At 62.3% G+C, this 19,050-nt stretch carries 16 protein-coding genes; 12 read left to right on the top strand and 4 right to left on the bottom strand.

The genetic code is table 11. The features are described from left to right. Window positions 1-194: 194 nt before the first annotated feature. Complete coding sequence (gene epsC / locus QMK50_RS15160; RefSeq protein ID WP_095167496.1) at window positions 195-1,121, bottom strand: serine O-acetyltransferase EpsC; 927 nt, start codon at window positions 1,119-1,121, stop codon at window positions 195-197. Window positions 1,122-1,313: 192 nt separating this feature from the next. Between epsC and QMK50_RS15155 the strand changes: the two genes are divergently transcribed. The 12 genes from QMK50_RS15155 (at window position 1,314) to QMK50_RS15100 (ending at window position 13,357) form a co-directional block, all read left to right on the top strand. Beyond that, the gene (locus QMK50_RS15155) at window positions 1,314-2,309 is read left to right on the top strand and encodes a D-cysteine desulfhydrase (protein ID WP_095167497.1); all 996 of its coding nucleotides are present in this window, start codon (window positions 1,314-1,316) and stop codon (window positions 2,307-2,309) included. 254 nt (window positions 2,310-2,563) lie between these two features. Then, the gene (gene tcyJ / locus QMK50_RS15150) at window positions 2,564-3,358 is read left to right on the top strand and encodes a cystine ABC transporter substrate-binding protein (RefSeq protein WP_095167499.1); all 795 of its coding nucleotides are present in this window, start codon (window positions 2,564-2,566) and stop codon (window positions 3,356-3,358) included. Further along, window positions 3,358-4,023 (top strand): cystine ABC transporter permease, encoded by a 666-nt coding sequence (gene tcyL / locus QMK50_RS15145; protein ID WP_095167500.1) that lies wholly within the window; start codon window positions 3,358-3,360, stop codon window positions 4,021-4,023. Before tcyJ ends, tcyL begins: the two co-directional genes overlap by 1 nt. A 4-nt stretch (window positions 4,024-4,027) precedes the next feature. Then, on the top strand, window positions 4,028-4,774 hold the full coding sequence (tcyN, locus tag QMK50_RS15140; protein WP_095167502.1) for an L-cystine ABC transporter ATP-binding protein TcyN: 747 nt from the start codon (window positions 4,028-4,030) through the stop codon (window positions 4,772-4,774). Window positions 4,775-5,243: 469 nt separating this feature from the next. Then, the gene (locus QMK50_RS15135) at window positions 5,244-6,020 is read left to right on the top strand and encodes a hypothetical protein (protein ID WP_320333412.1); all 777 of its coding nucleotides are present in this window, start codon (window positions 5,244-5,246) and stop codon (window positions 6,018-6,020) included. A 175-nt stretch (window positions 6,021-6,195) separates the two neighbouring features. Further along, on the top strand, window positions 6,196-7,437 hold the full coding sequence (locus QMK50_RS15130; RefSeq protein ID WP_095167503.1) for an SfnB family sulfur acquisition oxidoreductase: 1,242 nt from the start codon (window positions 6,196-6,198) through the stop codon (window positions 7,435-7,437). Window positions 7,438-7,461: 24 nt separating this feature from the next. After that, on the top strand, window positions 7,462-8,655 hold the full coding sequence (locus tag QMK50_RS15125; RefSeq protein ID WP_320333411.1) for an SfnB family sulfur acquisition oxidoreductase: 1,194 nt from the start codon (window positions 7,462-7,464) through the stop codon (window positions 8,653-8,655). Beyond that, window positions 8,655-10,022, top strand: coding sequence for an LLM class flavin-dependent oxidoreductase (locus QMK50_RS15120; RefSeq protein ID WP_320333410.1), 1,368 nt, complete (start codon window positions 8,655-8,657; stop codon window positions 10,020-10,022). Before QMK50_RS15125 ends, QMK50_RS15120 begins: the two co-directional genes overlap by 1 nt. Before the next feature lie 82 nt (window positions 10,023-10,104). Further along, complete coding sequence (locus tag QMK50_RS15115) at window positions 10,105-10,914, top strand: MetQ/NlpA family ABC transporter substrate-binding protein (RefSeq protein ID WP_095167508.1); 810 nt, start codon at window positions 10,105-10,107, stop codon at window positions 10,912-10,914. A 2-nt stretch (window positions 10,915-10,916) separates the two neighbouring features. Then, window positions 10,917-12,038: a methionine ABC transporter ATP-binding protein gene (locus tag QMK50_RS15110; protein ID WP_095167509.1), complete on the top strand. Its 1,122-nt coding sequence runs from the start codon at window positions 10,917-10,919 to the stop codon at window positions 12,036-12,038. Continuing rightward, complete coding sequence (locus QMK50_RS15105) at window positions 12,028-12,672, top strand: methionine ABC transporter permease (protein ID WP_095167511.1); 645 nt, start codon at window positions 12,028-12,030, stop codon at window positions 12,670-12,672. The genes QMK50_RS15110 and QMK50_RS15105 overlap by 11 nt, the downstream gene beginning before the upstream one ends. A 55-nt stretch (window positions 12,673-12,727) precedes the next feature. Then, the gene (locus QMK50_RS15100) at window positions 12,728-13,357 is read left to right on the top strand and encodes a class I SAM-dependent methyltransferase (protein ID WP_320333409.1); all 630 of its coding nucleotides are present in this window, start codon (window positions 12,728-12,730) and stop codon (window positions 13,355-13,357) included. Window positions 13,358-13,726: 369 nt separating this feature from the next. Here QMK50_RS15100 and QMK50_RS15095 read toward each other — a convergent pair whose 3' ends face one another. From QMK50_RS15095 to QMK50_RS15085, 3 genes are read right to left on the bottom strand one after another with little or no spacing between them, the layout of a single operon-like run. Further along, complete coding sequence (locus QMK50_RS15095; RefSeq protein WP_320333408.1) at window positions 13,727-16,780, bottom strand: efflux RND transporter permease subunit; 3,054 nt, start codon at window positions 16,778-16,780, stop codon at window positions 13,727-13,729. Further along, window positions 16,777-17,847, bottom strand: coding sequence for an efflux RND transporter periplasmic adaptor subunit (locus tag QMK50_RS15090; protein ID WP_095170621.1), 1,071 nt, complete (start codon window positions 17,845-17,847; stop codon window positions 16,777-16,779). The genes QMK50_RS15095 and QMK50_RS15090 overlap by 4 nt, the downstream gene beginning before the upstream one ends. Beyond that, a complete protein-coding gene (locus QMK50_RS15085; protein ID WP_320333407.1) occupies window positions 17,844-18,950 on the bottom strand; it encodes an efflux RND transporter periplasmic adaptor subunit in 1,107 nt (368 codons plus the stop codon). Before QMK50_RS15085 ends, QMK50_RS15090 begins: the two co-directional genes overlap by 4 nt. Window positions 18,951-19,050: the final 100 nt, after the last annotated feature.

Here is a 19,050-nt window from a genome sequence, read left to right as displayed (position 1 = left end):
TATCCAACACCCTGGTCGGCCCCGAGGTCACTACGCAAGCAGGTTCTCTCTCCACAGGTGCAACGTCGCACCACAGTTGTGTAGATACCTATGCCGCGATGGCGGTGGGTCAGGGGTAAGGGCGCAACCCCAAGCCGCCATCACCGCAGCAACGGATCCACCCCCCAAAACCAGGATCAAAAGACTCCGCAGGCTTACTTCTGCGTCCCATCATCATGCTGCAGATTGGCCTGGGTCAGGTTGCTCCCTGGCGGTACGCTGCGGGTCAGCCAGACGTTGCCGCCGATGCTCGAGCCCTTGCCGATGGTGATCCGTCCGAGGATGGTCGCACCAGCGTAGATCACCACATCGTCCTCGACGATCGGGTGACGCGCATGCCCCTTCTGCAACTGACCGTCCTCGTCCGCCGGGAAGCGCTTGGCGCCCAGGGTCACGGCCTGATAGATGCGCACGCGCTCGCCGATGATCGCGGTCTCGCCGATCACCACGCCCGTGCCATGGTCGATGAAGAAGCTGCGGCCGATCTGCGCACCCGGGTGGATGTCGATGCCGGTGGCCGAGTGGGCAATTTCCGAGCTGATCCGCGCCAGCAACGGCAGGCCGGCTCGGTACAGGTGGTGCGCCAGGCGATGGTGAATCACCGCCAGGATCCCCGGGTAGCAGAGCAATACCTCATCGACGCTGCGGGCTGCCGGATCGCCGTGATAGGCGGCGAGCACGTCGGAGTCCAACAGGCCGCGCAACTCGGGCAAGGCCAGGGCGAAATCCTGGATCAGGCTGATGGCCCGTGCCTCGACCTCGGTATCGACCTGGGCGGTTTGCCTGGCGACATAGCGCAACTCCAGTCGCGCTTGGCCCAGCAGGGCATTCAAGGCCACGTCCAGAGTGTGCCCGACGTAGAAGTCCTCGCTCTCCTCACGCAGGTCCACCGGCCCCAGGCGCATCGGGAACAAGGCGCCACAGAGGGCTTCGAGAATCTCCGCCATCGCTGCGCGCGATGGCAGCTCGCGACCACCCTGCTCACCGCTGCTGCGACCATTTTGCGCACGCCACTGGTCACGGGCTACGCGCAGTTGGCTGACGATGGTCTGTAATTGCCAATGGCTGGAACGCTCACTCACGGTCAAAACTCCTCGCACGCAGCGGCCCCATACCAGGCCGCCTGAATGGCAGTCACTTTACGGTATGGTCACAAACCGCAATTAAGAACGAATTGTGCGAGCCTTAGCACTTTTAGGAATATGCGATTGACGGTTGCCCGGGTAAAACGGCCTGCCTATAGTCCAGACACCTCCTACTACCCGTGCGGACCCATGATCAAACAACAGCTTGCTCGCTTTCACCGACTGGATCTTCTCGTCAACGCCACCCCCTTGGAAAAGCTCGAGCGGCTGTCGACCTGGCTGGGGCGCGAGGTCTACGTCAAGCGTGACGACCTGACGCCGCTGGCCATGGGTGGCAACAAGCTGCGCAAACTCGAATACCTGGCCGCCGACGCACTGGCCCAGGGCGCCGACACCCTGATCACCGCCGGGGCCATCCAGTCCAACCATGTGCGCCAGACTGCGGCAATTGCCGCAAAGCTCGGTCTGGGCTGCGTCGCCCTGCTGGAAAACCCGATCGGCACGGATGACAGCAACTACCTGGGCAACGGCAACCGCCTGCTGCTGGACCTGTTCGATGCCAAGGTCGAGCTAGTGGACAACCTCGACAACGCCGACCAACAGTTGCAAGCCCTGGCGGAGCGCCTGCGCAGCAGCGGCAAGCAGCCGTACCTGGTGCCAATTGGCGGCTCCAATGCCTTGGGCGCGCTGGGGTATGTGCGGGCAGGGCTGGAACTGGCCGAACAGATCAAGGACACCGGCCTGCAATTTGCGGCCGTGGTCCTGGCCTCGGGCAGTGCCGGCACCCATAGCGGCCTGGCGCTGGCATTGAGTGAAGTGCTACCGGAACTACCGGTGATCGGGGTCACCGTCTCGCGCACCGATGAAGACCAGCGCCCCAAGGTCCAGGGCCTGGCCGAACGCACCGCCGAACTGCTGGGGATCCAACTGCCGGCGAGTTTCAAGGTACAACTGTGGGACGAGTACTTCGCCCCCCGCTATGGCGAGCCGAGCGCCGGTACCCTGGCTGCGGTCAAGCTGCTGGCGAGCCAGGAAGGCCTGTTGCTCGACCCGGTCTACACCGGCAAGGCCATGGCCGGACTGCTCGATGGCATTGGCAGGCAGCGTTTCGACAATGGTCCTATCCTGTTCCTGCACACTGGCGGCGCCCCGGCACTGTTTGCCTACGCTGCATCGTTCGCCTGAAGCCAATCCACGTCATGTAGGAGCGAGCTTGCTCGCGATAGCGCCCTAAAGCATTCCACGACATCCACCAAATAACCCTAAAAGGAATAACAAACTCACTTTTTATTATTTTCAAGTCTAAAAATCCCGCCCTATAGTCTCGCCGCAGGCGCAATTGTCGCGAGACGCATACGCTGCTTCTAGGGCAGGATGTGGAATTCCCGATTTTGCCTGCTTCATAAAAAACGTCTTCATAAAAAACACAGGGGCTTGTCATGAATTTTTCCGCATTTCGTCGAAATCTGCTGGTGGGCTCGCTGGGCCTGGTACTTGGTGCCGGTCTGTTGGGGCAAGCGGTAGCCGGTGAGCAACTGCAAAAGATCAAGGACGCGGGCGTGATCAACGTCGGCCTGGAAGGCACCTACCCACCGTTCAGTTTTGTCGATGCCGACGGCAAGCTGGCAGGTTTCGAAGTCGAATTTTCCGAAGCCCTGGCCAAGGAGCTGGGGGTCAAGGTCAAACTGCAACCGACCAAGTGGGATGGCATCCTCGCCGCCCTGGAGTCCAAGCGCCTGGATGCGGTCGTCAACCAGGTAACCATCTCTGAAGAGCGCAAGAAGAAGTACGACTTCTCCGAGCCCTACACCGTCTCCGGGATTCAGGCCCTGGTACTGACCAAGAACAAGGACAGCATCAAGTCCGCCGCCGACCTGGCTGGCAAGAAAGTCGGGGTGGGCCTGGGCACCAACTACGAGCAGTGGGTGAAGGCCAATGTGCCGACCGCTGACATCCGCACCTACGAAGATGACCCAACCAAGTTCCAGGATCTGCGTGTCGGGCGCATCGACGCCATTCTGATCGACCGCCTCGCCGCGCTGGAATACGCCAAGAAAGCCAAGGACACCACCGCTGCCGGTGAAGCGTTCTCTCGTCAGGAAGCCGGTATCGCCCTGCGCAAAGGCGAGCCTGAGCTGCTGGCCGCAGTGAACAAGGCGATCGACAAGCTGCGTGCCGACGGTACGCTGAAGAAGCTTTCGGAAAAATACTTCAACGCTGACGTCACTCAGTAATGGGCGAGGCTTTCCAACTCGCGCTGGACTCCGCGCCCTTTCTTCTCAAGGGCGCGTACTACACCGTCATCCTCAGCCTTGGCGGGATGTTTTTCGGCCTGCTGCTGGGCTTCGGCCTGGCCTTGATGCGCCTGTCGCGCTTCAAGCTGGTGAGCTGGATCGCGCGCATTTATGTGTCGTTCTTTCGCGGCACGCCGTTGCTGGTGCAGCTGTTCGTGATCTATTACGGTTTGCCGCAATTGGGCGTCGAGCTTGATCCGCTGCCGGCGGCCTTGATCGGCTTCTCGCTGAACATGGCCGCCTATGCCTGCGAAATCCTGCGCGCCGCCATCAGTTCGATCGAACGGGGCCAATGGGAAGCCGCGGCCAGTATCGGCATGACCCGTGCGCAGACCCTGCGCCGGGCCATCCTGCCGCAAGCCGCGCGCACCGCATTGCCGCCCCTGGGCAACAGCTTCATCTCGCTGGTCAAGGACACCGCGCTGGCCGCGACCATCCAGGTGCCGGAGCTGTTCCGCCAGGCACAGCTGATTACCGCCCGCACCTTCGAAATTTTCACCATGTATCTTGCCGCCGCGCTGATCTACTGGGTTCTGGCCACGGTGCTGTCGCACCTGCAGAACAAGTTGGAAGAGCGGGTCAATCGGCACGACCAGGAGTCCTGACCCAATGATTGTCGTGGAAAAACTGACAAAGCAGTTCAAGGGTCAAGTTGTGCTCAATGGCATCGACCTGGAGGTCAAGGAAGGCGAGGTGGTCGCCATCATCGGCCCCAGCGGCTCGGGCAAGACTACCTTCCTGCGCTGCCTGAACTTTCTCGAAGAGCCGAGCAGTGGCCGGATCAAGGTCGGCGACATCGAGATCGATGGTAGCCGCCCGCTGAACCAGCAGCAGGGCCTGGTGCGCCAATTGCGCCAGCACGTGGGCTTCGTGTTCCAGAACTTCAACCTGTTCCCGCACCGCACGGCTCTGGAAAACGTCACCGAAGGGCCACTGGTGGTCAAGAAGATTCCCAGGGAGGAGGCCCTGGCACTGGGCCGCAAACTCCTGGCCAAGGTCGGCCTGGCGGGCAAGGAAGATGCCTACCCGCGCCGGCTCTCCGGCGGCCAGCAACAGCGCGTGGCGATCGCCAGGGCGCTGGCCATGGAGCCGGAAGTGATCCTCTTCGACGAACCAACCTCCGCGCTGGATCCGGAACTGGTCGGTGAAGTGCTGGCGACCATTCGTGGCCTGGCGGAAGAAAAACGCACCATGGTCATCGTCACCCACGAAATGGGCTTTGCACGCGACGTGGCCAACCGCGTGGTGTTTTTTGACAAGGGCGTGATCGTCGAACAAGGCGAAGCCAAGGCCTTGTTTGCCAACCCCAAGGAAGAGCGTACCCGACAGTTTCTCAGCAAGTTTCTTAACGCCTGAAGTTTCGCGCAACCCGCAACTTCCCATTTGCAACAGTCACTTTCCACGGAAGGAAGTGGCGCCTGTTAAAAACAATAACTCCCCCCTGGTATTTATCCCTACGCGCACACGGAATAAATAGTTACGTCCTCCCCTTTCCTCCGGCGGCGTACCTTGGCCCAGGCTCTGCGTCTCGCCGTCCCGAAAATAGCCTGCTTTATAGTTCTATAGCTTTGATCATCCGAGAAAAACCCCAATCACCTGTACGCTGGAAACGCCTCCAAGGTAGGACATTTCTGATTGACCAAGGATCACCAACTTCCCAACTTTCATCTATTGACACCCTATCAGGCGCGCTCTTATCTAGACGCCAATTAACTGCACACCGGCATTAACCAATCGGCTATCACTTGAACTCGACACCCTGAATCAATGTGAACTAACGCAACTTCGAAACGGACTTCGCTGCGGTATTTCAAGGAGAACACGCATGACCTGTCTGCGGAACAAAGTAGAACTGACGGCTCCACGCCTGGCGCAATCGTCGGGATCCGCCATTAACGGTGTCTCAGCGGCTCATCTGCTGATCGAGATTGCCCCCTACGCCAGCATGGAAGAAGGCGACCTGATCGAGCTGTTCTGGGACACCTGCTACGTCGCCTCCAAGGTCCTGGAAGCCGCGGATATCGGCCAGCCCATCCACCTACGGGTGCCCGAGAGCTTTATCCGCAACGGCAGGTCCGGTATCCACTATCGGGTCATGCAAGTCGGCCATGACCCGGCGCGCTCAGCGACCAAGCGAGTGCAGGTCAAGCTCGACTGCCCCGGTGGGCAACCACACAGCCAGTGCGCCGATGAAAACCAGGGGCTGGCGCCCTTGGGCATTCCAGAGATGATCCGCAAGCATGGGGTCAACCCGAACCAGATGAAACGCGGCGTGCCGCTGACCATCGAGCCTTACCTGAACATGGCCACCGCCGATGCAATCACCCTGCGCTGGGGCGATGTGCGCCTGGACCTGCCCAAGGTCAAGCCCGGCGAGGTCGGCAAGCCGATCAACCTGTGGGTGCCGTCGGCAGTGATTCTCGAGGCCGGAGAGGACAGTCGCCTGGAAGTGACCTACTGCATTCTCGATCGGGTGGGCAACAACTCACGCTGGGCGCCTGCGCGCCTGTTGCGAATCGGCTGCTGCCCACCCGGCGCCAGGCTGCCAGCCGACCCTGAGGCAACAGCGCACGGACCTTCTATGTATATTCCTAAAAGTTAGTTTATTAATTTTTTATACGCGATTAGGGTATATGCACCGGACCACCGGACATTCTTGATTCTGATTTCGCCGCACGACGCGGCTTATCCATGAGATGTGAGGTAGGTATGGTCCGGAACACAATCACCCCAGTGCAGATCGCCAGGGCATTGCGTGCAGCCAAGGAGTGGCAGTGATGTCCAGTCTGGCCGAAGCAAACATCCAGAGCGATCTGGACATCGCCCCGCCGCTGCTGCCCGCACAGGTGCTCGGCAATGACGCACAAGCCCTCGAAGCTGCCCACGAACTCGCGGCTGTCGCCCGCCAGCAAGCCGCGCGCCGCGATCAGCAACGCAAATTGCCCTGGGCGGAAATCGAGCAGTTCACCCGCAGCGGCCTGGGCAGTATCGCCATTGGCAAAGCCTTTGGTGGCCCACAGGTTTCCTACGTCACCCTGGCTGAAGTCTTCGCGATCATTTCCGCGGCAGACCCAGCACTGGGGCAAATTCCGCAGAACCAGTTCGGCATCCTCAACCTGCTGCAACATGTGGCCAGCGAGCCGCAGAAACAGCAGTTGTTCCAGAGCGTGCTCAACGGTTCGCGCATCGGCAATGCCGGCCCGGAACGGGGCAACAAGAACACCCTGGAACTCAAGGCCCGTATCACCGCCCAAGGCGATGGTTGGGTGCTCAATGGCCAGAAGTTCTACTCCACCGGTGCCCTCTTCGCACACTGGATCGCGGTCAAGGCGCTCAACGACGACGGCAAGCAGGTGATGGCGTTTATCCGTCGTGGCACCCCGGGACTGCGAGTGGTGGACGACTGGTCGGGGTTTGGCCAACGCACCACCGCCAGCGGCACCGTATTGCTCAACAACGTGCGGGTCGACGCCGACCTGGTGGTGGAAAACTGGCGGCTCAACGAGCGCCCGAATATCCAGGGTGCCGTCTCCCAACTGATCCAGGCCGCCATCGACGCCGGCATTGCTCGCGGCGCCCTCGACGACGCCATTGAATTTGTACGCACCCGCGCCCGGCCGTGGATCGATGCCAAGGTCGACCGCGCCAGTGATGACCTGTACGTGATTGCCGACATCGGCAAACTGAAGATCGAACTGCACGCCGCCGAAGCGCTGCTGCGCAAGGCCGGCAAGGTGCTGGATCAGGTCAGCGCGGCACCGGTCACTGCCGCTTCCGCCGCCCGCGCCTCGATTGCCGTCGCCGAGGCCAAGGTGCTGACCACCGAGATCTCGTTGCTCGCCAGCGAAAAGCTCTTCGAGCTGGCCGGCAGCCGCGCCACCCTCGCCGAATTCAACCTCGATCGTCACTGGCGCAATGCGCGCGTGCACACCCTGCACGACCCGGTGCGCTGGAAGTACCACGCCGTGGGCGACTACCGCCTCAACGGCACCTTGCCGAACCGGCATTCCTGGATCTGACCGACCAGACATCTGGAGATTTACATGACGTTTTCCCATTCCGTCGCGGTCATTACCAGCGATGAACAAGCCCTTATTGTCGCCAGCGACCTGGCCGAAGACTTGCGCCGCGACAGCGCCCTGCGCGACCGTGAACGTCGCCTGCCTTATCCGGAGCTGGAAGTGTTTTCGCGCTCGGGCCTGTGGGGCATCAGCGTCCCCCGCGAATATGGCGGCGCCGGGGTGTCCAACGTCACCCTGGCCAAGGTCATCGCCCTGATCGCCCAGGCCGATGGTTCCCTGGGGCAGATTCCGCAGAACCATTTTTATGCCCTCGAAGTCCTGCGGGTGAACGGCAGCGAGGCGCAGAAAACACGCCTGTACGCCGAAGTGCTCGCCGGCCAGCGTTTCGGCAATGCCCTGGCGGAACTGGGGACCAAGACCGCCCATGACCGGGTCACCCGCCTGACCCAGGATGGCCAGGGCTACCGCATCAACGGCCGCAAGTTCTACGCCACCGGCGCCATCTACGCCCAGCGCATTCCCACCTCAGTGGTTGATGACCATGGCGTCCAGCAACTGGCCTTCGTGCCCCGCGATAGCCAAGGCCTGACGGTGATCGACGACTGGAGCGGCTTCGGCCAACGCACCACAGGCAGCGGCTCGGTGGTGTTCGAGGACGTCTATGTGTCTGCCGACGACCTGGTGCCGTTTCAAAGCGCCTTCGAGCGTCCGACCCCGGTCGGCCCGCTGGCGCAGATTCTCCACGCCGCCATCGACACCGGTATCGCCCGCGCCGCCTACGAAGACGCGCTGCACTTCGTGCGGACCAAGACCCGCCCGTGGATCGACTCCGGCAACGACCTGGCCACCCAAGACCCGCTTACACTGAAAAGCTTCGGTCACCTGAGCATCCGCCTGCACGCCACCGAAGCGCTGTTGGAGCGTGCCGGTGAATTCCTCGACCAGGCTCAGCGCGACACCAACGCAGACACCGTGGCGGCCGCCTCGATTGCCGTGGCCGAAGCCCGCGCCATCAGCAGCGAAATCTCCCTGGCCGCCGGCAGCACTCTGTTTGAGCTCGCCGGTAGCCAGGCGACGCTGGCCGAGCATGGCCTGGACCGGCACTGGCGCAACGCCCGCGTGCATACCTTGCATGACCCGGTGCGCTGGAAATACCACGCGGTGGGCAACTACTACCTCAACGATGAAAACCCGCCGCTGCGAGGGACCATCTGATGAGCAGCCCCGTGCACGCGAAGAAAAAAATCCTCCTCAATGCCTTCAACATGAACTGCATCGGGCACATCAATCACGGCCTGTGGACCCATCCACGAGACAACTCGACCCAGTACAAGAGCGTCGAGTACTGGACTGAGCTGGCGCAGCTGCTGGAGCGCGGGCTATTCGACGGTTTGTTCATCGCCGACATCGTCGGTGTCTATGACGTGTACCAGGGCTCGGTGGACGTACCGCTCAAGGAGTCGATCCAGTTGCCGGTCAACGACCCGCTGCTGCTGGTTTCGGCCATGGCCGCGGTGACCCGTAACCTCGGCTTCGGCCTCACCGCCAACCTCACCTATGAACCGCCGTACCTGTTCGCCCGGCGCATGTCGACCCTCGACCACCTGAGCCGTGGGCGGGTGGGCTGGAACATTGTCACCGGCTACCTCGACAGCGCCGCCAAGGCCATGGGCCTGAGTGAGCAGGTCGAACATGACCGGCGTTACGACCAGGCCGACGAGTACCTGCAGGTGCTGTACAAGCTCTGGGAGGGCAGCTGGGAGGCGGACGCGGTACTCAACGACCCCCAGCAGCGCATCTACGCCCAGCCGGGCAAAGTGCACAAGGTCGAGCACCACGGCGAGTTCTATCAGGTCGAGGGTTATCACCTGTGCGAACCCTCGCCGCAACGCACCCCGGTGCTGTTCCAGGCCGGCAGTTCGAGTCGCGGCCTGCAATTCGCCGGGCAACACGCCGAGTGCGTGTTCATCAGTGGCCAGGACAAAACCTCGACCAAGGCCCAGGTCGACAAGGTGCGCGCCAGCGCCGTCAGCGCCGGGCGCAACCCAGACGACATCAAGGTATTCATGGGTTTGAACGTGATTGTCGGAGCCAGCGAAGAGGCCGCCTGGGCCAAGCACGCCGAGTACCTGAGCTACGCCAGCGCCGAAGCCGGAGTGGCGCATTTTTCCGCCTCCACTGGCATCGATTTCTCCCAGTACGGATTGGACGAGCCTATCCAGTACGTGAAAAGCAACGCCATCCAATCCGCCACCCAGCACCTGAAAAACAACGATTGGACCCGGCGCAAACTGCTCGATCAGCACGCCCTGGGCGGTCGCTACATCACCCTCCTCGGTTCACCCGAACAGGTGGCGGACGAGCTGGAGTCGTGGATCGCCGAAACCGGCCTGGACGGCTTCAACCTGACCCGCATCGTCACCCCGGAAAGCTATGTGGATTTCATCGACTTGGTGATTCCCGAGTTGCAGCGCCGTGGTTCGTACAAGACCGCGTATGACCAGGGCACCTTGCGCGAGAAGCTGTTTCAAGGGGCCGCGCAATTACCCGAACAGCACACCGGTTCGACGTTTCGCCGCTGACCGGTCCCACGAACCATTGTGGGAGCGAGCCTGCTCGCGAAGAGCCTCCCAAACAACCCAACTCTATGACTGGAAAACCATCATGAAAAACACCTTGTTCACCCACCCAGTCAAAGCACTGGCACTGGCCCTCGGCCTTTTCAGCTCCGTGACCTTCGCCGCCGACGCGCCGCTGAAGGTCGGCACCACCGCCGCCTTCGCCATTCCCCTGGAGGCCGCGGTCGAGGAGGCCGGCAAGCAAGGCCTGAAAGTCGAGCTGGTGGAGTTCAGCGACTGGATCGCACCCAACGTCAGCCTGGCCTCGGGCGACATCGACGTGAACTACTTCCAGCACATCCCCTTCCTGGAAAACGCCAAGGCCGCCGCCGGCTTCGACCTGGTGCCGTTCGCCCCGGGGATCATCAACAACGTCGGCCTGTATTCGAAGAAATACAAAAGTTTCGCCGAGCTGCCCGAAGGCGCCAGCGTGGCCATCGCCAACGACCCGATCAACAGCGGGCGCGGCCTGCAACTGCTGGCCAAGGCCGGCTTGATCACGCTCAAGGATGGGGTGGGCTACAAGGCCACCGAAGACGACATCGTCGCCAACCCGAAGCAGATCAAAATTCTCCAGGTCGAAGCCGTGCAACTGGTGCGCGCCTATGACGACGCCGACCTGGTGCAGGGTTACCCAGCCTACATTCGCCTGGCCAAGACATTCGACGCCGGCTCCGCGCTGCTGTTCGACGGTCTCGACCACAAGGAATACGTGATCCAGTTCGTGATCCAGCCCAACAGCAAAACCGACCCTCGCTTGATCAAGTTCGTCGACATCTACCAGCATTCGCCCGCCGTACGCGCTGCCCTGGATAAAGCCCACGGCAAGCTCTACCAAGCCGGCTGGGAAAGCTGAGCATGAGCGCCGCGAGCCAACTGCGACTGGAAATTCCAGAGCCCCACAACGCGGTCCAGACTGAACTGCACCCCGACCTCAATCACGCCCACGTCCGCTTCATTGGCCTGGGCAAGACCTACAACGGCCAGCAAGGCCCGGTCGCCGCGCTGCACGGCATCGACCTGGCGATCCAGCGCGGTGAGGTGTTCGGCATCATCGGCCGCAGCGGTGCCGGCAAGTCGTCGCTGATCCGCACCATCAATCGCCTCGAACAACCAACCTCGGGCCGGGTGCTGATCGATCAGGTGGACATCGGCGAGTTCGACGAAGACCGCCTGGTGCACCTGCGTCGGCGCATCGGCATGATCTTCCAGCACTTCAACCTGATGTCGGCCAAGACCGTGTGGCAGAACGTCGAATTGCCACTCAAGGTCGCCGGCGTGGCGAAACCGGCGCGCGAGCAAAAGGTCCGCGAGCTGCTCGAACTGGTGGGCCTGCAGGACAAGCACAAGGCCTACCCGGCACAGCTCTCGGGCGGGCAGAAACAGCGCGTCGGCATTGCCCGCGCGCTGGTGCACGATCCGGCGATCCTGCTGTGCGACGAAGCCACTTCGGCGCTGGACCCGGAAACCACCCAATCGATCCTCGGCCTGCTGCGCGAAATCAACCGACGCCTGGGCCTGACCATCATTCTGATCACCCACGAGATGGCAGTGATCCGCGATATTTGTGACCGGGTGGTGGTGCTCGAACACGGCAAGATCGTCGAGCAAGGCCCGGTCTGGCAAGTGTTCGGCAACCCGCAACACGAGGTCAGCAAAACCCTGCTGGCGCCGCTGCAACACAGCCTGCCGGAGGACCTGCAAGGCCGCCTGCAAACCCAACCCGCCTCAGCCCAGGCCGCCGTGGTATTGCGCTTGCAGTTCACCGGCAGCAGTCAGGACGAACCGGACCTGGCTGCACTGTTCAGCGCCCTGGGTGGCCGGGTGCGCTTGCTGCAAGGCGGAGTCGAGCGAATCCAGGGGCATGCCTTGGGGCAATTGCTGCTGGCAGTGTCGGGGTCGTCCCTGGACACCGAACAATTGCGGCAACGCGCCGCTGCATGGGCGCAACAGGTAGAGGTGCTGGGTTATGTGGTTTGAGCGTTTGCTGCAAGGCTTTATCGATACCTTCCTGATGGTCGGCGTGTCGTCGCTGATCGCCTTGCTGGCGGGTATTCCGTTGGCGGTGATCCTGGTCACCAGCGCCAAGGGCGGGATCTACCAAGCCCCGGCGCTGAACCGTGCGCTGGGGGCCTTTGTGAACCTGTTCAGGTCGATCCCGTTCCTGATCCTGATGGTCGCGCTGATCCCATTTACCCGGTTGATCGTCGGCACCACCTACGGCGTCTGGGCCGCTGTAGTGCCACTGACCATTGCCGCCACGCCATTTTTCGCGCGGATTGCCGAGGTCAGCCTGCGCGAGGTCGATCACGGCCTGATCGAAGCGGCCCAGGCCATGGGCTGCCGCCGCTGGCACATCATCTGGCACGTGTTGCTGCCTGAAGCGCTGCCGGGGATTGTGGGAGGGTTCACCATCACCCTGGTCACCATGATCAACTCCTCGGCCATGGCCGGGGCCATTGGTGCTGGTGGCCTGGGCGATATCGCCTACCGTTACGGCTACCAACGCTTTGACAGCCAGATCATGCTCACGGTGATCGTGCTGCTGGTGATTCTGGTGGCGGTGATTCAATTGGGCGGGGATCGGTTGGCGCGCGGCTTGAACAAGCGTTGAACCCTCGGCCGCAAAGGGTATATTCGGCTCACTCCCCTTGCCTGCGCAGCCGATCATGAAACACACCCCCGACGACCTCCAACAGATCACCGCCACCACCCTGGATCACTACAATTCGGTGGCCGAAGGCTTTCGCGAAGGCACTCGCGAGCATGACGTCAGCCAGAACATCGCGGCCCTGCTGCGGCACATCCAGGGTGAGGCGCCGCTGCAGATTCTCGACTTCGGCTGCGGCCCGGGGCGGGACTTGCAGACGTTCACTCGCCTGGGACATACGGCCGTCGGCCTCGACGGCTCTGAGCAGTTTGCCCGGATGGCCCGCGAGGACAGCGGCTGTGAGGTCTGGCAGCAGGACTTTCTCAAGCTCGACCTGCCGGCCGATCGGTTTGACGGGATTTTCGCCAATGCCGTGCTGTTTCATGTGCCACGCCAGGAGTTGCCGCGGGTGCTACGGCAACTGCACGGGACCTTGAAACCGGGTGGTGTGCTGTTCAGTTCCAATCCCCGTGGCGACAACCAAGAGGGCTGGAATGGCCCGCGATACGGGGCGTATCACGACCTTCACGCGTGGCAGCAATTGCTCACCGAGGCGGGTTTTGTCGAGCTCGAACACTACTACCGCCCGGCCGGGCTGCCGCGCGAGCAGCAGCCTTGGCTGGCGAGTGTCTGGCGTAAATCGGCGTAGGCCGTTAGACCGCCATCGCGGGCAAGCCCGCTCCCACACAAGCCTGCTGGGTGTATGCAAGATCTGCGAACCCCAAAACCACTGTGGGGGCGGAACATTCAGCATCGATGGCGCCTGACACACCGCCATCGCAGGCCTGCAGGGTGTATGCAAGATCTGCGAACTCCAAAACCACTGTGGGAGCGGGCTTGCCCGCGATCGGGGCGGAACATTCAGCATCGATGGCGCCTGACACACCGCCATCGCAGGCAAGCCCGCTCCCACATAGACCTGCGTGGGTGTATGCAATATCTGCAAGCACCCAAAACCACTGTGGGAGCGAGTCGGGCGGCGCTCCGTCTGCTCGCGATGAGCGCATGGCGCTCGCCTTTATACCGCCTCTTTAGTCGGCTCCTTGATCTTGTACCAGGCCACATACAGCGCCGGCAGGAACAGCAGCGTGAGCAGGGTGGCGACGATGATCCCGCCGATCATGGCGTAGGCCATCGGTCCCCAGAACACTTCCCGGGCAATCGGGATCATGCCCAGGCTCGCGGCGGCCGCCGTCAGCAGGATCGGTCGGCGGCGGTGCTCGGTGGCTTGCACCACGGCATCCCAGGGGGAACAACCGTCGCGCTCGAACGAGTCGATCTGGGTCACCAGGATCACCGAGTTGCGAATGATGATGCCGATCAGCGCCAGGATCCCCAGGATCGCCACAAAGCCCATGGGCGTACCCGTCGGGATCAGCGCCAACACCACCCCTATCAGGCCCAGCGGCGCGACGCTCGCCACCAGGAACAACTTCTGCACACTGTGCAACTGGATCATCAGGAACGTCGCCATCAGGAACAGCATCAGTGGCACAACCTTGGCAATCGGCCCCTGGGCCTTGCCGCTCTCCTCCACCGTACCGCCCGTGGCAACCTTGTAGCCTACCGGCAACGCTGCGGCGAACTTCTCGATGTCCGGCTTCAGCAGCTTGACCAGATCCGTTGGCTGGATCTCATCGCGCACCGCCGCCTTGATGGTGATGGTCGGCTTGCGATCGCGACGCCACACCAAAGGTTGCTCGAGTTCGTAGCGCACGGTGGCAAAGGCCAGCAGCGGGATCGAGGTTCCGCTCGGGGTGAGGATCTGCAGGTTCTGCAGAGTCTTCGGTGAGCCCCGCTCAGCATCCACGGCGCGACCGACGACGTTGATCAGGTAGATGTCATCGTCGACCTGGGTCACCGTCGAGCCACTGACAATGCTGTTCATCAGGCTCGCCACGTCCTCGGACGACAGCCCGAGTTGCCGCGCCTTGTCCTGGGCAATGTCGATGCGCAGGACCTTGCCCGGCTCGTTCCAGTCGAAAATGATCTCGCCGATATGCGGGCTCTTGTCCAGCTCGCTGGCCAGGTCAATCGCGTGTTTGCGCACCTGATCGATGTCCTTGCCGCTGACCCGGTACTGGATCGGCCTGCCCACGGGCGGGCCCATCTCCAGCGCCTGCACATAACTGCCGACACCCACGAAGTCCTCGCGCAGACGCTCACGCAGGCGCTGGCTGAGGGCCGTGCGCGCTTCAAAGTCCTTGCTGACAATTACTAACTGGGCGTAGTACGGGTTCTGCAGTTGCTGGTCCAGTGGCAGGTAGAAACGAATCGCGCCCTGGCCGATGTAAGTGCTCCAGCGCACGATGTCAGGGTCGCCCTTGAGGGTGGCTTCGAGACGGTCGACCACCTTGCGGGTTTCATCCAGCGAGGCGTTCTGTGGCAGGTTGAGGTCGACCAGGATCTCTGGGCGATCCGATGACGGGAAGAACTGGTTCTGCACAAAACGCATGGAGAACACCGCCAGCACGAAGCACAGCACCGTGATGCCGATGGCCCACCAGCGATTGCGCATGCACCACAGCAGGCCACCGTTGAAGGCCCGGCCAACACGCCCAGGCTCGGTGGAATGCGGCTTCACCTTGCTGCTGAGGATGTGTACGCCAATCACCGGGGCAAACAGCACCGCGACAATCCAGGAGACGAGCATCGCCACCGCGATCACGGCGAACAGGGTGAAGGTGTATTCCCCGGCGGAGCTGCCGTTGAGGCCGATCGGCACAAAACCGGCGACGGTCACCAAGGTCCCGGTGAGCATCGGGAACGCGGTCGAGGTATAGGCGAACGTGGCCGCCTGCTCCTTGGTCTCGCCCATTTCCAGGCGCGTGACCATCATCTCCACCGTGATCATTGCATCGTCCACCAGCAGGCCCAGGGCGATGATCAACGCGCCGAGGGAGATCCGCTGCATGGTGATGCCGCTGTACTCCATGAACACAAAGACCATCGCCAGCACCAACGGAATCGAGCAGGCCACCACCAGCCCCGCGCGCACTCCCAGGCTGATGAAGCTGACCACCAGAACGATGATCACTGCCTCGAACAGCGCACTGGTAAAGCCACCGACGGCCTCCTCTACTACTTCGGCCTGATCGGAAACCTTGTGCACACCGATGCCCACGGGCAGGTCGGCGGTGAGTTCGTCCATGCGCTGGTGCAGCGCCTTGCCGAACTCCTGGATGTTGCCACCCTTCTGCATCGCCACGGCCAGGCCAATGGCGGGCTGGCCGTTGAAACGGAACATCGGCGCGGCCGGGTCGACGTAGCCACGGCTAATCTCGGCGATGTCGGCCAGGCGGTAGAAACGATCGTTGAGACGCAGGTTGACCGTCGCCAGGTCTTTCTCCGAGGCGAACTGCCCCGAGGTCCGCACGGATATTCGCTCCGGTCCTGCCTCGATCACCCCGGCCGGGGTCACCGCGTTCTGGGTCTGCAGGCTTTGCACCACTTGCGCCTGGTCGATGCCCAACGCCGCCAGTTTGCGGGTGGAGAAATTCAGGTAGATGACTTCGTCCTGCTGGCCGACCATCTCGATCTTGCCCAGCCCCGGCACATCACGAATCTCCGCGCGGGCCTGCTCGACGTAGTCGCGCAACTGGCGCATCGACAGGCCATCGGCGGTGAAGGCGAACACCGAGCCGAACACATCACCGAACTCATCGTTGAACGAGGGGCCCTGGATGCCCCGCGGGAAGCTGCCGTGGATATCGCCGATTTTCTTCCGTACCTGGTACCAGATTTCCGGAATGTCCTTGGCGCTGGTGGTGTCGTGCAGGTACACATAGACCGTGGACTCACCCGGACGGGTGTAGCTTTTCACGTAGTCGAGCGAGTCGAGCTCTTCGAGTTTTTTCTCGATGCGATCAGTCACCTGCTTGAGGGTTTCCTCCTGGGTCGCACCCGGCCAGCGGGTCTGGATGACCATGGTCTTGATGGTGAACGAGGGATCTTCCTCGCGGCCCAGGTTGAGGTAGGAAAACACCCCCATCAATAAGGCGACGAACATCAGGTACCAGACAAACGACTGATGCTTGAGGGCCCATTCGGATAAGTTGAAACTCCCTTTCATCGCGGGCTTTCCTCATCGATTCTGACTTTTTGCCCCGGTTTGAGGCTGTTCACACCGGCACTGACCACACGCTCGCCATTCTTCACCCCGCCTCCCAGGATCACACTGTCGGCACCACGGCTGAGCAGGCTGACGTCCCGTGGGGAAACGGTCTGGTTCTGCGGGTCGATCACCCAGATCCGCGATTTGCCGTCGACGTCCTGCACGGCGGTGAGTGGCAACTCGATGCGCGGCTTGATGGCCGAGCTGAGGGTGACACTGATGGCCGTGCCCAGGCGCAAGCCCACTGGCGTCTCGGCCAGGGTCAGGCGCGCGCGACGGGTGCGGGTCGCGCTTTGCGCCTGGGGTTCGATTTCGCGAATGATCGCCGTGGTATGGGTCGACGGATCCAGTTGCGCCGCCACCACAAACACCACATCGGCAGGCAACTGCTCGGCAAGGTCTGCAGGCAGGTCGATCACCGCTTCCTTGATATCCGGCCGGGCCAGCGTCACCACCTGCTGGCCGGCGGTCACGACCTGTCCAGCCTCGGCGTTCCAGGCCGTGACGACTGCGGCATGGTCGGTGCGCAACTCGGTGTAGGCCAACTGGTCCTGGGACTGCCTGACGGCGGCCCGAGCCTGGTCGAGTGACGCCTGGGTGGTTTTCAAGTCGGTCTGGGCCAAGTCCAGTTGGGCTTGCGCCCCCACGCCACGGTTGAACAGCTCCTGCTGGCGCCGTGCATTGGCCTGGGCGTTGATCAATTGCGCCTCGATCTTCGCCAGGTCGCCCTGGCTGGCGCGCAACTGGTTCTGTTGATCAGTGGGGTCGAGGGTCGCGAGCAAGGCGCCCTTCGCCACTTCGCTGCCGACATCGACGTTGCGGCTGGCAATGCGCCCTGGTACCCGGAACCCGGTATTGCTTTCATACCGCGCCTGGATACTCCCGGCAAAACGCCCGAGGTTTTCCTGGTCATAGGCGCGCACTTCGATCGACAGCACCGGGCGCACCGGCTCAGGCGGCGGCTCTTTATCGGAACAGGCGGCCAGCAACAGCCCGGCCCCCAGCAACATCACCAGGCGCTTCATGGCTGGACTCCTGGCAATTGCGGTGCGCTTGCGGAAGGGGTAACGATTTCCACCCGCACATCGGGGTGCAACAACTGGCCGCCGGCGGTGACGACTTTCTCGCCGTCGCTCAGGCCGTCGCTGATGATCACCTTGCCGGAAAGGTAGCGACCGACCGTGACGGTCTTGAGCTGGGCCTTGCCCTGGCTGTCGACCAACCATACGGCCGGATCGCTGAGGTTCTTGGTCAATGCCGACCACGGCAGTTCGACCGCCGACTTGCCCGGCACATTGGCCGTGGCACTGACCACCGAGCCCAGGCGCATGCCTTCGGGCAACTCACTGAGGGTGACCTTGACCTGCACCGTACCGGTTTGCGCCGACACCGCCGGGGTGATTTCGCGCACCGTACCGGTGGTCTTGATCTTCGGATTGTCGAGCAGGCTGACCTCCACCGTTTTGTCTTCCGGCGGTTCAGTCAGCAGCGATTCGTAGATGTTGAACACCGCATCCCGCTCGCCGTCGCGGGCCAGGCTGAAAATCGGCACCGTGGCCTGCACCACCTGGCCGACTTCGGCCTGGCGTGCGGTGATGATCCCCGGTGCGTCGGCAATCAGCGCGGTGTAGCTCAGTTGCTCACGGGCGTTGGCCAACTGCGCCTGCGCCGCGGCCAATGCGCTCTGGCTGCTGCGCAGCGCGGCCTGAGCCGAGTCATATTCACTTTGGCTGGTGTAGGCCTTGGGCAGGAGTTTTTGCTGGCGCACAAATGCCGCAGCGGTCTGCTTGACCCGCGCCTGTTCGGCGACCACCTGGGCCTGGGCCGAGTCGACACTGGTCTGCAGGTCCTTGGGGTCGAGCCGGGCGAGCACCTGCTTGGCCGTCACCCGGTCACCGACATCCACCGTGCGCTGGATGATCTTGCCCCCAACCCGAAATGACAGATCGGTCTGGACCCGTGCCTGCACGTCCCCGGTCAGGGTCACGGAAGCGGCGTAATCTGCCAGCTTGACCTCTTGCACGAACACCCTGGGGCGTTCCTTCTCGACCGCTGGCTTGTCGCCGCAGGCGGTCAGTAGCCCAAACACACTCAGGCCAACAATAATTTTCAATCCAGGACCAGCCATGCAGGCTCCTTTGCGTGTTGCGGGCGAATGTGCGGCGTACGACTCAAGAGCTTAGATCAGGGTGGCAACGACGCATCCAGTGGCGCAAATCAATTTGCGC

Source organism: Pseudomonas sp. P5_152, assembly GCF_033989915.1.
Classification (GTDB): Bacteria; Pseudomonadota; Gammaproteobacteria; order Pseudomonadales; family Pseudomonadaceae; genus Aquipseudomonas.
Note: the sequence above shows the minus strand (reverse complement) of the source record. Positions and strands in the feature narration are given on the sequence as shown.

Bases quoted from the DNA above. Each gene is read 5' to 3' on its own strand.
- QMK50_RS15100 (WP_320333409.1), top strand. From the start codon at position 12,728: ATGAAACACACCCCCGACGACCTCCAACAGATCACCGCCACCACCCTG.
- QMK50_RS15090 (WP_095170621.1), bottom strand. From the start codon at position 17,847: ATGAAGCGCCTGGTGATGTTGCTGGGGGCCGGGCTGTTGCTGGCCGCC.
- tcyL (WP_095167500.1), top strand. From the start codon at position 3,358: ATGGGCGAGGCTTTCCAACTCGCGCTGGACTCCGCGCCCTTTCTTCTC.
- QMK50_RS15110 (WP_095167509.1), top strand. From the start codon at position 10,917: ATGAGCGCCGCGAGCCAACTGCGACTGGAAATTCCAGAGCCCCACAAC.
- QMK50_RS15125 (WP_320333411.1), top strand. From the start codon at position 7,462: ATGACGTTTTCCCATTCCGTCGCGGTCATTACCAGCGATGAACAAGCC.
- QMK50_RS15085 (WP_320333407.1), bottom strand. From the start codon at position 18,950: ATGGCTGGTCCTGGATTGAAAATTATTGTTGGCCTGAGTGTGTTTGGG.
- tcyN (WP_095167502.1), top strand. From the start codon at position 4,028: ATGATTGTCGTGGAAAAACTGACAAAGCAGTTCAAGGGTCAAGTTGTG.
- QMK50_RS15095 (WP_320333408.1), bottom strand. From the start codon at position 16,780: ATGAAAGGGAGTTTCAACTTATCCGAATGGGCCCTCAAGCATCAGTCG.
- QMK50_RS15120 (WP_320333410.1), top strand. From the start codon at position 8,655: ATGAGCAGCCCCGTGCACGCGAAGAAAAAAATCCTCCTCAATGCCTTC.
- QMK50_RS15105 (WP_095167511.1), top strand. From the start codon at position 12,028: ATGTGGTTTGAGCGTTTGCTGCAAGGCTTTATCGATACCTTCCTGATG.
- QMK50_RS15135 (WP_320333412.1), top strand. From the start codon at position 5,244: ATGACCTGTCTGCGGAACAAAGTAGAACTGACGGCTCCACGCCTGGCG.
- QMK50_RS15155 (WP_095167497.1), top strand. From the start codon at position 1,314: ATGATCAAACAACAGCTTGCTCGCTTTCACCGACTGGATCTTCTCGTC.
- QMK50_RS15130 (WP_095167503.1), top strand. From the start codon at position 6,196: ATGTCCAGTCTGGCCGAAGCAAACATCCAGAGCGATCTGGACATCGCC.
- tcyJ (WP_095167499.1), top strand. From the start codon at position 2,564: ATGAATTTTTCCGCATTTCGTCGAAATCTGCTGGTGGGCTCGCTGGGC.
- QMK50_RS15115 (WP_095167508.1), top strand. From the start codon at position 10,105: ATGAAAAACACCTTGTTCACCCACCCAGTCAAAGCACTGGCACTGGCC.